This window comes from Chitinimonas koreensis, assembly GCF_014353015.1.
Taxonomy (GTDB): domain Bacteria; phylum Pseudomonadota; class Gammaproteobacteria; order Burkholderiales; family Chitinimonadaceae; genus Chitinimonas; species Chitinimonas koreensis.
The window spans coordinates 2,526,293-2,540,439 of the sequence record NZ_CP060704.1 but is presented as its reverse complement, the minus strand read 5'-3'; the positions used below and the strand labels follow the sequence as shown (position 1 = coordinate 2,540,439).

11 protein-coding genes are annotated in these 14,147 nt (G+C 71.8%); all 11 read left to right on the top strand.

Annotated features, from left to right (window positions below; all coding sequences use genetic code 11):
• The first annotated feature begins 162 nt into the window (after nucleotides 1-162).
• The 11 genes from H9L41_RS10815 (at nucleotide 163) to H9L41_RS10765 (ending at nucleotide 13,910) form a co-directional block, all read left to right on the top strand.
• Entirely contained in the window at nucleotides 163-2,040 is a 1,878-nt protein-coding gene (locus H9L41_RS10815) for a phage tail sheath family protein (protein ID WP_028445936.1), read from the top strand.
• 12 nt (nucleotides 2,041-2,052) lie between these two features.
• The gene (locus tag H9L41_RS10810; RefSeq protein WP_028445935.1) at nucleotides 2,053-2,502 is read left to right on the top strand and encodes a phage tail protein; all 450 of its coding nucleotides are present in this window, start codon (nucleotides 2,053-2,055) and stop codon (nucleotides 2,500-2,502) included.
• A gap of 294 nt (nucleotides 2,503-2,796) precedes the next feature.
• Complete coding sequence (locus H9L41_RS10805) at nucleotides 2,797-4,821, top strand: phage tail sheath C-terminal domain-containing protein (protein WP_028445934.1); 2,025 nt, start codon at nucleotides 2,797-2,799, stop codon at nucleotides 4,819-4,821.
• Between the two features lie 3 nt (nucleotides 4,822-4,824).
• Nucleotides 4,825-5,454, top strand: a complete 630-nt coding sequence (locus tag H9L41_RS10800) for a phage tail protein (RefSeq protein ID WP_187523816.1) — start codon at nucleotides 4,825-4,827, stop codon at nucleotides 5,452-5,454.
• A 162-nt stretch (nucleotides 5,455-5,616) separates the two neighbouring features.
• Nucleotides 5,617-6,864: a CIS tube protein gene (locus H9L41_RS10795; protein ID WP_028445932.1), complete on the top strand. Its 1,248-nt coding sequence runs from the start codon at nucleotides 5,617-5,619 to the stop codon at nucleotides 6,862-6,864.
• Nucleotides 6,865-7,086: 222 nt separating this feature from the next.
• Nucleotides 7,087-7,266, top strand: coding sequence for a hypothetical protein (locus H9L41_RS10790; RefSeq protein ID WP_028445931.1), 180 nt, complete (start codon nucleotides 7,087-7,089; stop codon nucleotides 7,264-7,266).
• A gap of 21 nt (nucleotides 7,267-7,287) precedes the next feature.
• Nucleotides 7,288-8,376, top strand: a complete 1,089-nt coding sequence (locus H9L41_RS10785) for a phage late control D family protein (protein WP_211236864.1) — start codon at nucleotides 7,288-7,290, stop codon at nucleotides 8,374-8,376.
• The gene (locus H9L41_RS10780; RefSeq protein WP_028445929.1) at nucleotides 8,373-9,032 is read left to right on the top strand and encodes a phage baseplate assembly protein V; all 660 of its coding nucleotides are present in this window, start codon (nucleotides 8,373-8,375) and stop codon (nucleotides 9,030-9,032) included. Before H9L41_RS10785 ends, H9L41_RS10780 begins: the two co-directional genes overlap by 4 nt.
• A complete protein-coding gene (locus H9L41_RS10775; RefSeq protein ID WP_028445928.1) occupies nucleotides 9,026-10,873 on the top strand; it encodes a hypothetical protein in 1,848 nt (615 codons plus the stop codon). Before H9L41_RS10780 ends, H9L41_RS10775 begins: the two co-directional genes overlap by 7 nt.
• A gap of 439 nt (nucleotides 10,874-11,312) precedes the next feature.
• A complete protein-coding gene (locus tag H9L41_RS10770) occupies nucleotides 11,313-11,702 on the top strand; it encodes a GPW/gp25 family protein (RefSeq protein ID WP_028445927.1) in 390 nt (129 codons plus the stop codon).
• Between the two features lie 6 nt (nucleotides 11,703-11,708).
• Nucleotides 11,709-13,910, top strand: a complete 2,202-nt coding sequence (locus tag H9L41_RS10765) for a putative baseplate assembly protein (RefSeq protein ID WP_028445926.1) — start codon at nucleotides 11,709-11,711, stop codon at nucleotides 13,908-13,910.
• Nucleotides 13,911-14,147 lie beyond the last annotated feature (237 nt).

The following is a 14,147-nucleotide window of genomic DNA, read 5'->3' as shown; positions in this document are numbered from 1 at the left end:
GGCGGTGCGGATGGGGACAAAGCCGCCCATTCCATCCGTAACGGCAGCACGCGCAGCAACAACGAATTCGCAGTCATTGGCAGTCAGCACGTACGCGGCCGAAGCCGACCCCACGGGGCGGCGGCGCGGCGGAACTTGGATGAACCAGGAAGGAGAAAGGCAATGCCAGAGTATCTCGCCCCCGGCGTATACGTCGAAGAGGTCAGCTTCCGCTCGAAGTCGATCGAAGGCGTACCGACCAGCACCACCGGCTATGCCGGTTTCACCCGCTATGGCCCGGTGCAGTACGCCGGCGGCCCGGCCAGCACCGCGCCGCGGCTGATCACCTCGTTCACCGAGTTCGAGCGCGTCTACGGCGGGCTCGAACCGCTGAACATCGACAACGAACCGCGGGTGAACTACCTGGCCCACGCCGCGCGCGCCTTCTTCGCCAACGGCGGCAAGCGGCTCTACGTCTCGCGGGTGTTCAAGGACGAGGTCGGCGACCCGGCCAGCGGCCACGTCGCCACGCTGTCGGTGCCGCTGTCCAGCGGCTCGGCCAGCTGGACCGCGCGCTGGCCCGGCGACTACGGCAACGTGCTGGTCGACGCCCGCGTGGTGCGCAGCAAGAACCTGGCCTTCCAGTATTCCGACGACCCGGACGACATCCTCGACCGCGACAGCTGGGGCGTGCAGGTCCAGCGCGTGCGCAACGGCTCGGTGATCGAGGTGCTGCCGACCGCCGGCCCGATGCCCAAGGACAACGCCCCGCTCAACGAGGCCAACCTCTACGTGGTCAAGATCGACAGCGACGGCCGCCAGCGCTTCGTGCAGAGCGACGGCACCACGCTGAACACCTTCCCCTTCGCGCTCGGCGACCGGGTGATCTTCCTGGTCGAGCTGCGCGTGCTGGTCTACGGCCCGAACGGCCGGCTCGACAGCTACGAAGAACTCGGCGCCCATCCCTCGCAGCGGCGCGACATCGCCAAGGTGCTCGAGGCCGACGATCCCGAGGACGAGAACGCCATCGTCTGGCTCGACTGGGCCTACGACGACGCCGATCCGTTCGGCCCGGCCCGGCTGATCGCCGGCCTGCGCGCCGCGCCGCAGCGGCGGCTGACCAGCGGCGAGGACGGCAGCCTGCCCGGCCCGGCCGACCTCGAAGGCAAGGAGGCCGACCCGGACCACGTCGAGGTCAAGGCCACCGGCCTGGAGGCGCTGGGCGAGATCGACGACATCGCCATCGTCGCCCTGCCCGACGCCGGCGCCCTGCCCGACCCGGACCTGATCAAGGACGCCGCCGGCCGGCTGATCGCCCACGCCGAGAAATACCGCTACCGCATCGCGGTGGTGGACGGCCCGCAGAACAGCTCGATCAGCGAGATCCGCGACTTCCGCGGCCAGTTCGACAGCAAGTACGCGGCGCTCTACCACCCCTGGATCGAGATCCTCGACCCGCTGTTCCCGATCGTGCCCGGCACGCCGCCGCGCAAGCTGATGCTGCCGCCGTCGGGCTTCGTCAGCGGCATCTACGCGCGCAGCGACATCGAGCGCGGCGTGCACAAGGCGCCGGCCAACGAGATCGTGCGCGGGCTGACCAGCTTCGAGGTGAACATCAACAAGGCGCGCCAGGACGTGCTCAACCCCGAGGGCGTCAACTGCCTGCGCTTCTTCGACGGCCGCGGCAGCCGCGTCTGGGGCGCCCGCACCATGAGCTCGGACCCGGAGTGGAAGTACGTCAACGTGCGCCGGCTGTTCATCTACATCGAGCACTCGATCGACAAGGCCACCCAGTGGGCGGTGTTCGAGCCGAACCAGGAACGGCTGTGGGCCAACATCCGCCGCACCATCGAGGACTTCCTCCTGGTGCTGTGGCGCGACGGCGCGCTGATCGGCGAGAAGCCCGAACAGGCCTATTTCGTCCGCTGCGACCGCACCACCATGACCCAGAACGACCTCGACAACGGCCGGATGATCTGCCTGGTCGGCGTGGCGCCGAGCCGGCCGGCCGAATTCGTGATCTTCCGCGTCGGCCAGTGGACGGCCGATTCCAAGGTTTGAAGGAGCTGACAAATGGCAACCCAACGCGACAACCCCTACGGCGCCTTCAACTTCCTGGTGGCGCTCGGCGTCGGCGACGAGACCAGCGTGGTCGGCGGTTTTTCCGACGCCAGCGGTCTCGGCACCGAGATCAACTATTCCGAGTACCGCAACGGCAACGAGTCGTTCAACACCGTGCGCAAGGTGGCCAACACCTTCAAGCAGGAGGACGTGACGCTCAAGCGCGGCCTGGTCGGCTCGACCGACCTGTTCGAGTGGGTGCGCCAGGTGCGCGAGGGCGCCGACCTGCACCGCCAGGTCACCATCACCCTGCTCGACGAGGCGCGCAAGCCGGTGGCGAGCTTCCGCCTGCGCAACGCCCAGCCCAAGAAATGGGTCGGCCCGACGCTGGCGGCCAAGGGCGGCGGCGAGGTGGCGATGGAGGAGCTGCACCTGACGCACGAGGGGATCACTTACGAGTGATGACCGGGCTGGGCGAGGGCAGGTGGCGTTGGTTTACGCGACCGCTGCTCCCGCTCGACCGGGCAGTGGTCGCTGAACCGGCGCCCCTCATCCCCGGCCCTTCTCCCGGCGGGAGAAGGGAGCGTGGACGCTCACCCAGCCGTCGCTACGGAGAGCAAGCCCCTCTCCCCCAGGGAGAGGGGTTGGGGTGAGGGGCGCGGTTCAGCCATCGCTGCCCGCGTCAGCGAGCACGGCAACCACCGAACAAGCCAAGCGCCATCAGCCCCCCGTAGATTTCAAAGACCCAAGCACACCATGCTCGCCTCGATCCGCACCCCGCTCGCAGCCCCCGGCGTCTACCCGCTGCCGGACGCCGTCGCGCCGCGCCTCAACCCGCAGCACATGGACGTCTGCGCCTTCGTCGGCGTGGCGCCGCGCGGGCCGGCCTACCTGCCGGTGGTCGACAACCGCTTCCCGCCCGGCTGGCGCACCATGGCCGACCTGGCGCGGCCGCGCCGCCGCAGCGTGGCGGTGGCGGTGAAGAGCTTCGACGAATACCGCCGCCTGTTCGGCGGCTTCGAGGGACCGGGCCTCTTGCCGTTCGCGGTCGCCGGCTTCTTCGAGCAGGGCGGCCGGCTGGCCTGGATCGTCCGGGCGGTGCCGCGCCAGTCCGGCCCGACGCCGCCGGGCGAGCCGCCGAACCTGGCGGGCCTCTCGCGCGGCACGCTGGCCGGCGCCTTCACCGCGCCGCTGGGCCTGCTGGCGCGCAACCAGGGCAGCTGGGGCGACCGGCTGACGGTCGAGGCCGGCTTCTCGGTGCAGGCGCTCGGCTTCGCCAGCAATGCCGCGCTCGAGGTGCTGGTCGACCGCGCCGACGCCGTGCTGCCCGGCAGCCTGCTGCGCATCGTTGACGCGCTCGGCAACCGCCAGTTCCGCTTCTGCCGCGGCCTCGACGCCCGCCGCGAGGGCCTGCTGCCGCGCACCCGCTGGGCGCTGCGCTTCGACGCGCCGCTGGCGGTGGCGGCCGCGCGCATCGACGTGGTCCATGCCTGGATCGCGGTGGACGACGGCGACGGCCGCGGCGAGCGCTTCGAGCGGCTGGGCCTGGCGCCCGAGCATCCGCGCAGCCTGGCCGCGGTGCTGTGCGACGAATCGACGTTGCTGTGGCCGGCCAGCGGCTGGGCCGGCGCCGAGCTGCTGCCGGCCGACCTGGCGGTCGAACTGCTGCGCGGCAAGAGCGGCGCCTTCGCCGGCGGCGACGACGGCTACGGCGCGCTGACCTTCGAGGATTTCTTCGACGCCAACTGGTCGCCGGCCGAGGACGAGCCCGGCGAGGGCCTCACCGTGCTGGCCGGCGTCGACGGCGTCACCCAGGTGGTGGTGCCCGATCTCTACCTGCCGGCGCAATGGGCCGGCCCCGAGCAGGACGTCGAGACCCGCATCGACGAAGCCGGCGCCGAGTTCGCCGACTGCGTGCACAGCGTCGCCACCGTGGCGGCCGACAGCGTGGCGCCGAGCGCGCTCACCCAGCTGATCCTCGACCCGCGCCACGCCGGCGACCTCGCCACCATCGGCGGCCTGCAAAACCGGCTGGTCGAATTCTGCGAACTGACCCAGTCGCTGATCGCGCTGATCGACGTGCCGCCCGGCCTGTCGCAGGGCCAGTTCGAACGCTGGCGCGCCGGCTTCGACAGCAGCTGGGGCGCCGCCTACCACCCCTGGCTGGTCGCCTCGCGCCGCGCCTTCAGCCTCGATGCCGAGCGGCGCGACACGCTGCGGCCGATCCCGCCCAGCGCGGTGGCGGCCGGCATCGTGGCGCGGCGCGAGATCGCCTACGGCCTGCAGCACGGCCCGGCCAACGAACTGGCGCGCGAGATCGTCGACCTGGCCGAGCCGGTCTCGGCCGAGCAGGCGGCGATGCGCTTCGCGCTCGGCGGCAACTGCTTCGTGCGCGATCCGGACGGCATCCGCCTCGCCAGCGCCCGCACGCTGTCGCGCGACGGCCAGTGGCGCCAGCTGTCGGTGCGGCGGCTGATGCTGATGCTGCGCCGCACCCTGCTGGCCGAGACCCAATGGGCGGTGTTCGAGCCGAACGGTCCCAAGCTGTGGCGCGACCTGCGCCATGCGATCGAACAGCTGCTGCGCAAGCTGTTCCGCGCCGGCGCCTTCGTCGGCGGCAGCGAAGCCGAGGCCTACTTCGTGCGCATCCGCAACGAGGCCGACCGGCTCGACCGCGGCGAAGTGCTGGTCGAAATCGGCGTAGCACCGGCCGAACCGCTCGAATTCATCCTGATCCGCCTGCGCCGCGACGGCGACGGCACGCTGACGCTGGAGGACTGAGCGATGGACATGCTGCTGCCCAGTTTCAAGTTCGAGATCAGCCTGTTGCGCTCGGCCGAGGTGGTGGCCGGCAGCCAGCGCCTGCGCGGCGCCGACGACCGCGGCACGCCGCCGTCGGGCGACCAGCTGCTGGGCAACGGCGGCTTCCAGGAGTGCACCGGGCTCGAGATCGAGATGGACATGCAGGACTACCAGGAAGGCGGCCGCAACAACGGCGTGATCCGCCGCGCCGGCCGCGCCAAGTTCCAGCCGCTGGTGCTCAAGCGCGGCATGTTCTTCGAATCGGGCGAGGGCGAGCAGCGCGCCAACGCCGAGCTGTGGCAATGGATGCAGGACGTGATCGACGGGGTGCGGCCGATCCGCCGCTACGACGGCATCGTCTACGTCAAGAGCGCCGACAACGCCGTTCGCGCCACCTGGACCTTCGAGCGCGGCCTGCCGGCCAAGATCCGCGGGCCGGAACTGAATGGCAAGACCGGCGAGCTGGCGATCGAGGAGCTGCACATCGCCCATGAGGGCCTGCGGCTGCTGATGCCGGGGCGGGGGCTTAGCGATGGATGCCTTCTTTCGCATCGAAGGTCACCTGGGCCCGTCAAGGAAAGCCGGGGGCCGCGATCGGCTGCCCCCCAGTAGGAGCGGCTTCGGCCGCGAAGGCCATTCGCGGCGCCGGAACCTGTTCGCGGCTGAAGCCGCTCCTACGACGCCATCCGAGCCGAGCATCCTCGAAACCAGCCTCTCCTTCGCAGGCCCCGGTGTCCTTCGTGGGGAATGCCTTTCCGCCGGAGGCCCACGCTGATGGAACTCGCCAAGGCCACCCTCTGCGAGATCAGTGCCGACGCCGCCTGCAGTCACGTCGGCGAGCCGGTCGCGGTGCAGTTCAACCCGACCTCGCTGCGCGTCTCGATCAGCAACAAGAGCGCCGGCGGCCAGCAGGCCGGCAGCCAGGCGCGGCAGCGGCCCGGCACCGGCGACATGCAGGTCAGCTTCGACCTGGTGTTCGACACTGCCGACCTGGGCGACACCGAGAACCCGGTGCCGGTGACCGACCGCACCGTCGAGGTCGAGAAATACGTGCGGCCGCGCGGCAATACCGCGGCCCAGCAGACGCCGCCGCGAGTCGAGTTTGCCTGGGGCAGCTTCCTGGTCCAGGGCGTGATGGAAAGCGCCAACATCGAGCTCGACCTGTTCTCGCACAACGGCACGCCGCTGCGCGCCAAGGTCGCCGTCAGCATCAAGGGCCAGGACCCGCGCTACCAGTACAACCCCTCGCCCGCGCCGGCGCCCTCCCCCGCCGCCGCGGCCGGCGGCGGCGACCTGCCGGCCGGCGTGGCGCCCGGCACGCCGGGTACCCGCGGCAACCGCGACAGCGGCGAAGACACCGGCCGCGTCGCCCAGGCCATGCCGGGCGAGAGCCTGCAGCAACTGGCCGCCCGCAACGGCCTCGATCCGGCCGCCTGGCGCGCGCTGGCGGCCGAGGTGGCCAACCCGCTGTCGCTGCCGGCCGGCTTCGAGATCGGCCTGCCGGCCACGCCGCCGTCCGGTGCCGGCAACGCCGGCCAGGGCGCCGCGCAGGACCCGCGCCGCACCGCCGCCGCGCTGCCGCTGACCGCCACGCCGGCCGCCGCCGCCGACCCCGAGGCCGCCGCCGCGCCGCGCGCCGCGGGTTCGAGCGCCCAGGCCCGCAGCGCCGGCGACGCGCACGGCGCCGGCCTCGCCCTGACGCGCCAGGGCGGCATCAAGGGCGCCATCGCCAGCCAGCGCGGCGGCAGCCAGCAGGCCGCCGCCGATGCCAGCCGCCAGGCCTTCGGCCTGCCTGCCGCCGCCCTGCCCGACCCGCAACCGTCGTCGCGCCCCTATGCCGGCAGCGTGCCGCTGCGGCCCTCCTACGGCGACGCCGACGACCGCCTGCCGCTGAGCGTCGACCCGACCCGGCCCGGCTGGGAGGCGGTCGCGCCGCGCGAAGGCGGCGGCGCGCGGGCGCTGGGACAGCAGCGGCCGGCCGACAGCTGCCGCTGCGATTGCGGGCCGGGCAAGCGGCGGTAGCGAGATGAATCGAGCGGTTCCGCCTTCGTAGGTCGGGCTTTACGCCCGACAGCGCCGCCAACCGAGGACGTCGTCGGGCATGAAACCCGACCTGCATAACCGGACGGCGGCAGTGGATGGAGCAAGTAGTTCTGGCGTCGTAGGCCGGGCTTTACGCTCGACAGCGCCGCCAGCCAAGAACGTCGTCGGGCCTGAAGCCCGACCTGCCAGGAGCAAGCAGCCATGCCCACCCAGATCGGCAAGGTGGATTCGGAAATCCAGGTCGACGGCGGCGGCGACGCGCCGGGCGCCGCCGGCAGCAAGCCGCTGCCGGGCAAGGACGAGCTGTTCCGCTGGCAGCAGCTGGCGCGCCAGCACGAATGGGACGAGTCGCGCACCCGCGCGCTCGACTTCGACGACTAACCGCCCCGCACAGGAATTCCCGTGAGCGATTCACGCGACACGCTGCTGTACGACGCCACCCCGATCTTCAAGGTCGGCGGGAGCGAGCGCGGCGAACTCGGCCGCGACGCCGTCGACCTCGCCATCGAGGAAGACATCGGCGGCCTGCGCCGGCTGAGCCTGCGGCTGACCGCCGTCGGCCCGCAGCCGCAGGGCCGCGACGAACAGCTGCTCTACCTCGACGGCGCGGTGCTCGACTTCGGCAGCGAGCTCGAAGTGGCGCTCGGGCCGGAGCGCAGCACGGTGTTCAAGGGCCAGGTCAGCGCGATCGAGCTGGTGATGACCCAGGGCGAGGCGCCCGAGGTCCGCGTGCTGGCCGAAGACAAGATGATGGCGCTGCGCATGACCCACCGCTTCGAGACCTACGAGAACGTCAGCGACGCCGACCTGCTGCAGCAGATCGCCGGCCGCCATGGCCTGACGGCCCAGGCCGACGTCGACGGCCCGACCTACAAGACCGTGCAGCAGTGGAACCAGAGCGACCTGGCCTTCCTGCGCGAGCGCGCCGCCCGGCTGCATGCCGACCTGTGGCTGGAGGACGGCAAGCTGCGCATGGCCGCGCGCGACCGGCGCAACGGCAACCAGCTGACGCTGATCCAGGGCGGCGACCTGCTCGACGTCGAGATCCGCGCCGATCTCGCCCACCAGCGCAGCACGGTCAAGGTCGGCGGCTTCGACGAGACCGGCGCCGACGCGATCGACGAGGAGGCCGGCGCCAGCGCGGTGGCGGCCGAGGCCGGCGCCGGCCGCCACGGTCCGGCGGTGCTGGGCCAGGCGCTGAAGGACTTCGACAGCTACCGCGTGCGCGAGATGCCGTTCGCCGATGCCGAGGCCACCGCCCTGGCGCGCGGCGAGATGCTGCGCCGCGCGCGCCGCTTCGTCAGCGTGCGCGGCGTCACCACCGGCAGCCCCAAGCTCACCGTCGGCAGCGCGCTCAAGCTCGAGCGCGTCGGCGCGCTGTTCGAGGGCGAGGGCTACCACGTCACCCGGGTCGCCCACCGCTTCGATCTGTCGCACGGCTTCCGCACCCACTTCGAGGCCGAGCGCGCCTGGATCGGGAGGGCGCCATGAATCCCCGCCGCGACGGCGAAGGTGCGCGCTGGTTCGGGCTCTACCCGGCCATCGTCACCGATCTGGTCGACCCCGACGCGCGCGGCCGCATCGAGGTCAAGTTCCCCAGCTTCGGCGAGGCCGGCCAGTCGGTGCGCGCCTGGGCCACGCTGCTCGCGCCCTACGCCGACGGCGACCAGGGCCTGCAGATCCTGCCCGAGGTCGACAGCCAGGTGGTGGTCGGCTTCGAGGCCGGCGACCCGACCCGGCCCTATATCGTCGGCGCCTGCTGGAACGGCAAGGCGGCGCTGCCCGAGGCCGCCCAGGCCGCCAACAACCTCAGGCTGATCAAGACCCGCGCCGGCAGCACGCTCGAATTCGACGACAGCCAGGGCGCCGCCAAGGTCACGCTGGCCATGCAGAGCGGCCACCAGGTGGTGCTCGACGATGCGGCCCAGTCGGTCACCATCAGCCACAGCAACGGCTGCGAGATCGTCATCGACATCGCCGGCAAGGTGTCGATCACCGCCAACACCAGCGTCGACGTCAACGCGCCGGTGGCGATCAACCTGCACTCGCCGATGGTGATGTGCGACAGCACGGTGCAGTGCACCACGCTGATCACCACCTCGGTGGTGTCGTCGAGCTACACGCCCGGAGCGGGGAACGTATGGTAGCCGCCGCCCATCCCTGGAAACTGGTCGGCCCGTGGTACCGCTGGGAGCACGCCGCGCTGCCCCAGAGCGGCCGCGTGTCGCGGCCCGCGCTGCAGAAGTTCGCCGGCGGCGAGTTCGTCGCCGACTTCGTCGCCCAGCCGCAGCACTCGCTCAAGTTCGACCCGGTGGTCGACGTGGTGTCCAACATCGACCTGCTGCCGGCCGGCGTCGGCGCCGGCCTGCTCAAGGACAAGCTGGCCGCGCTGTTCGTCGCCAAGCTCGAGGCCGATCCGAGCGGCAAGAAGCGCGAGACGCCGGTGAAGCCGACCGACGTCACGCCCGCCATCCTGAAGAACCTGCACCGCAGCCGGCTGGTGCCGAGCGACCTGCGCAAGCTCTACCTGCCGATCCACGACCGCCACTACCTGGTGGTGTGCGAGCTGCACTGCGACGTGCCGGGCTTCCCCAGCGTGGCGCGCGGCGAGGTCTGCCAAGCCGGCTTCGTGGTGCGGCGGCGCCAGCGCATGGTGCCGGCCGCGCTGGCCGACGAGGCGGCGGCGCGCGCCCATGCGGTGCGCCAGGTCGAGGCCGAGCTGGCCGAGCTCAAGCAGCTGTCGCCGCTGCGCGACGACCTGGCCGAGAAGCGCAAGCAGGCGATCGGCCTGCTGGAGAAGGAAGGCAAGTTCGAGGCCGTGCTGGAACGGCTCGAGCGCGAGGTGGCCGAGGCGCGCGACGACCTGCAGGACTGGTTCAAGGCCAACGACGTCGGCATCCGCGTCGAGGGCTGGCACCCGCTGCTGCAGAACGGCAAGCCGAGCAAGGCGCTCGGCGCCTGGCGCGAGCCGGAGCTGGCCGAGGCCGACGAGACGCTGGCCGACGAGCATTTCTTCCCGCTCTACCCGCTGGTGCCCGACCCGTCCGCCCCCGGCCACGACGCCGCCGGCCGCACGCTGTACTACGGCGTGGTGCCGACCGCCGCGGTACAGCACGAGATCGACGGCCGCGCCCGCTTCGACGACGTCGCCACCTACGAGCTGCGCTGCTTCGTGCGCCGCCACAAGGCCGGCCTGGGCCGCCACGTCGGCGAGTCGAAGTACTGCTGCTGCGAACGGGTATGGAGCGAGCCGAGCGAGCCCTACCGGCTGGCCGCGCCGTTCGATACGCTGGGCTGCGCCAACCGGCCGGTGACCATCAAGATGCCCGACCTGCGCGAGCTGGCGGCCCAGATCGCGGCGCGGCCGCGCGGCAAGCTGTCGCCGGTCAAGTTCGTCCAGCCGCAGCACCTGTCGCCCAAGGTCGACGGCATGGGCGCCGGCGGCGGCGAGATGGGCGGCAACGCCATCTGCTTCTTCTCGATCCCGCTGATCACCATCATCGCGCTGTTCGTGCTGAACCTGTTCCTGCCGATCGTGGTGCTGATCTTCCAGCTGTGGTTCCTGCTGCTGTTCCGCTTCTGCATCCCGCCGCAGATCAAGTTCGGCGCCGCGCTCGACGCCAAGCTGGCGGTGCAGCCGCCGAGCGTGGATTTCGACGCCGACTTCACGGTGAAGGTCGAGGGCGTGGCGGCCGGCGATTTCGACTTCGACCTCAATGGCCAGACGCTCGACGCGGCGCAGATCAACGCGCGGATCCGCCAGCACCTGGTCAAGCGCATCGCCGAGGACGCCCAGGTCGACGAGGGCAAGGTGAAGCTCGGCGATTTCTCCAACAACGCGCTGGTGCCCTTGAACCAGGGCTTCGACGACGCGCGCAACCAGCCGTCCGATCCGGAGACGCTGCCGACCGGGCTCGACTATGGCGCGACGCTCGAATACGAGGCGCGGCGGGAGCCGGAGTGGGTTGGGGAGAGGGGCAAGGCATGAGTGCGCTCGATACCTTCATGGCCGTGCCCAGCCCCGCCGTCGCCCGAGCAAGACATGCCCGGCACGAGCTTGGGAATGAGGGCAGCGCATCAAACCACGGCCCTCATCCGGCCCTCCGGGCCACCTTCCCCCGCGCGCGGGAGAAGGGAGCGGTAGCGATCGCGGAACGGGCAGCGATCGATGGCTCATCCGCCGCATCTAGCCCCGCTCCCGTGCACGGGAGAGGGGTTGGGGGCGCCCGGCGTAGGGTGAGGGTTGGTGCTACGGAGAGCCCCCGGCATCGGCCACCCCAACCCATCAGCTTCCAAGGCCGGGCAATTAGAACTGCCACCCATGCCGGGAAGAAGAACGCGAAGCCGGAATCGCCAGCGCACCTCGACACCACCGGCGCCCCACCCTTCCCCTTCCCTCCTCCCTCTTCCCCAGAAGGGAGCCCGCCATGAATAGCACCCTCGCCCGCCTCGGCCGCGGCATCGGCCTGCCGCTGCATCCCGACGAGCGCGGCCGGCTGCCGCTGGCCGAAGGCCCCGAAAAAGTCCGCCAGGCCATCTTCACCATCCTCGACACCGAGCCGGGCGAGCGCGTGATGCTGCCGACCTTCGGCTGCGGCCTGCGGCGCTTCCTGATGGCGCCCAACAACGTCGGCACCCGCGCCCGCATCCAGCGCGAGGTCGAGCTGGCCCTGCTGCACTGGGAACCGCGCATCGCCGTGGCCCAGGTCGAGGTGCTCGGCGCCGACGACCCGGCCCTGGTCCTGATCGAGATCCGCTATGCCCACGTCCGCGACGGCCGGCGCGACTCGCTCGTCTATCCCTTCTACCTGGAGTAGCCGGTCATGCCCTTGATCGCACCCATCCTGGACGACCGCAGCTTCGAGCAGCTGCGCACCGAGCTGGTCGGCCGCATCCCGGTGTTCAACCCGGAATGGACCGACTACAACCGCAGCGACCCGGCCATCACCCTGCTCGAGCTGTTCGCCTACCTCGGCGAGGGCCTGCAGTTCCGCTTCAACCAGATTCCCGAAGCGACCCGGCTGGCCTACCTCAAGCTGCTCGACGTGCCGCTCTACCCGGCCCGGCCGGCGCGCGCGCTGCTGCGCTGCGAGACCCGCCACCCCGGCGGCGTGATGCTCTACGCCGGCGACCAGGCGCGCGCCGGCAAGGTCCGCTTCACGCTCGACGGCGAGGCCCAGCTGTGGCCGCTCGACTGCGTGACGGTGGCGCGCAAGCCGACCGCCGCGCCGGCCGAGGCCAGCGAGCCCGAGCTGCACGCCAGCGTGCAGGCCGCCATCGACGCCATCGGCGCCGCCTACCCGGACGCCGGCTCGGCCCGGCCCTACCGCACCGCGCTGCTCGAAAGCGACGGCACGAGTCCCGCGCTCGACTTCAGCGACGCGGTCGACGGCAGCCTGTGGATCGCGGTGCTGAAGGCGCCGGACATCGCGCTGACGCCGGCCGCCGGCCAGCGCATCAAGCTCAACCTCGGCTTTTCGCCGGCCGCCGTCACGCCCACGCTCGACCAGCTGGCGCCCTGCCCCGGCGCCGCGGCCCAGCGCGGCCCGGCGCTGGAATGGCGCGCCACCAGTGCCCAGGTGGTCGACGGCAAGCCGCGCTACCTGCCGCTGCGGGTGGCCGGCGACACCACCGCCGGCTTCGGCGAGGAAGGCGTGGTGCGGCTCGAACTGCCGGCCGAGCTGGCCTCGCTCGGCCTGCCGGCGGCGCCGGACGGGCTCGAAGGCGCCGGCGACTTCCCGCCGCCGCTGGACGACGCGCGCGCCGGGCAGGTCTGGTTCTGGCTGCGCGCCTGGCGCGCCGACCAGAGCCGCATCGGCCCGGTGCGGCTGGTCTGCCTGAACGCCGTCCAGTGCAGCCAGTCGGTGGTGGCGCCGCCCGAGCTGCTCGGCGGCGGCAGCGGCCAGCCGGGCCAGGTGTTCGCGCTGTCGCAGCGGCCGGTACTGCGCGACGCGGCCTGGCCGGTGCAGCTCGAAGTCGAGGAAGGCGGGGTGTGGACGCGCTGGAGCGCGGTCGACGATTTCGACGCCAGCAGCGCGCGCGACCGCCATTTCAGCGTCGACGCCGAGGCCGGCACGGTGCGCTTCGGCCCGCGCTACCCGCAGATCGGAGAGCGGGTGCGGGTGCTGGCCTACCGCTACGGCGGCGGCACGGCCGGCAACCTGCCGGCCGGCGCCATCGCCAAGTTCGGCGACCTGCTGGCGGGCCTTGCGCCGCTGGCGCCGATGAAGCGGCCGGGCGAAGTCGAGGCGCGCTGCGGCAATCCATTGGAGGCCAGCGGCGGCGTCGACGCCGAGAGCATCGAGGCGGCGCTGGCGCGCATTCCGGGCGAGCTGCGCCGGCACGACCGCGCGGTGACGCGCGACGACTTCGCCGAGCTGGCGCTGCAGACGCCGGGCGTCGAACTGGGCCGGGCCGAATGCCTGCCGCTGTTCCATGCGCCCGACCGCGCCTCGCCGCGCGCCGGCACGGTGAGCGTGGTGGTGTGGCCGGCGCGCGATCCGCAACACCCGAACGCGCCGCTGCCGGACGCCTACCAGCTCAAGCGGGTCTGCCAGTGGCTCGATACCCGGCGGCTGGTCACCACCGAGCTGTTCGTGATCCCGCCGACCTACCGCCAGCTGGCGATCTCGCTGTCGATCAAGGTGCGCGACGGCTATGGCCTCGACGCGGTGCGCGACTGGGTGGCGCTGCTGCTGCGCCGCTACCTTGCGCCGCTGCCGCCCTACGGCCCGGACGGCCGCGGCTGGCCGCTGGGCCGGCGGGTGCTGGACCGCGAGCTCGGCGGGGTGGCGATGCAGGTCGAGGGCGTGGAGTACGTCGGCGAGCTGCGGCTGGCCGGGCGGGCCGACGACGGCAGCTGGCAGGAGGCGGCGGCGGTGACGCTGACGGGCTGGGAGGTGCCGGAGGTGGCGGCGATCGCCATCGTCGACGAAGGCTCCACCTTGCCGGCGCCGGGCCAACTGGTGCCGCCGCCGGCGGGCGGGCCGGCGGTACCGGTGCCGGTGTTGCGGGAGGAGTGCTGAGATGGACGGCTCGTATCGGCAAGCCGCGCTCGTCCATCGGCAAGTCGCGTGTGCGGGGAATGACCACGTTCCCGCCCCTTCAAGGGGAGGGTCAGGGTGGGGATGGGGTGACTTCACATTTACTATTGAAGTGCCAATCACTATTGGTGAAAGACAATCAAGCAAGGCTGATTGTTTAGCGGCTATCGCCGCAGATGCCGCGCTGCGCGCAGATTGGAGCGGGGCCCGTCCCGCAGC

Bases quoted from the DNA above. Each gene is read 5' to 3' on its own strand.
- H9L41_RS10765 (WP_028445926.1), top strand. From the start codon at position 11,709: ATGCCCTTGATCGCACCCATCCTGGACGACCGCAGCTTCGAGCAGCTG.
- H9L41_RS10770 (WP_028445927.1), top strand. From the start codon at position 11,313: ATGAATAGCACCCTCGCCCGCCTCGGCCGCGGCATCGGCCTGCCGCTG.
- H9L41_RS10780 (WP_028445929.1), top strand. From the start codon at position 8,373: ATGAATCCCCGCCGCGACGGCGAAGGTGCGCGCTGGTTCGGGCTCTAC.
- H9L41_RS10790 (WP_028445931.1), top strand. From the start codon at position 7,087: ATGCCCACCCAGATCGGCAAGGTGGATTCGGAAATCCAGGTCGACGGC.
- H9L41_RS10775 (WP_028445928.1), top strand. From the start codon at position 9,026: ATGGTAGCCGCCGCCCATCCCTGGAAACTGGTCGGCCCGTGGTACCGC.
- H9L41_RS10795 (WP_028445932.1), top strand. From the start codon at position 5,617: ATGGAACTCGCCAAGGCCACCCTCTGCGAGATCAGTGCCGACGCCGCC.
- H9L41_RS10815 (WP_028445936.1), top strand. From the start codon at position 163: ATGCCAGAGTATCTCGCCCCCGGCGTATACGTCGAAGAGGTCAGCTTC.
- H9L41_RS10805 (WP_028445934.1), top strand. From the start codon at position 2,797: ATGCTCGCCTCGATCCGCACCCCGCTCGCAGCCCCCGGCGTCTACCCG.
- H9L41_RS10800 (WP_187523816.1), top strand. From the start codon at position 4,825: ATGGACATGCTGCTGCCCAGTTTCAAGTTCGAGATCAGCCTGTTGCGC.
- H9L41_RS10810 (WP_028445935.1), top strand. From the start codon at position 2,053: ATGGCAACCCAACGCGACAACCCCTACGGCGCCTTCAACTTCCTGGTG.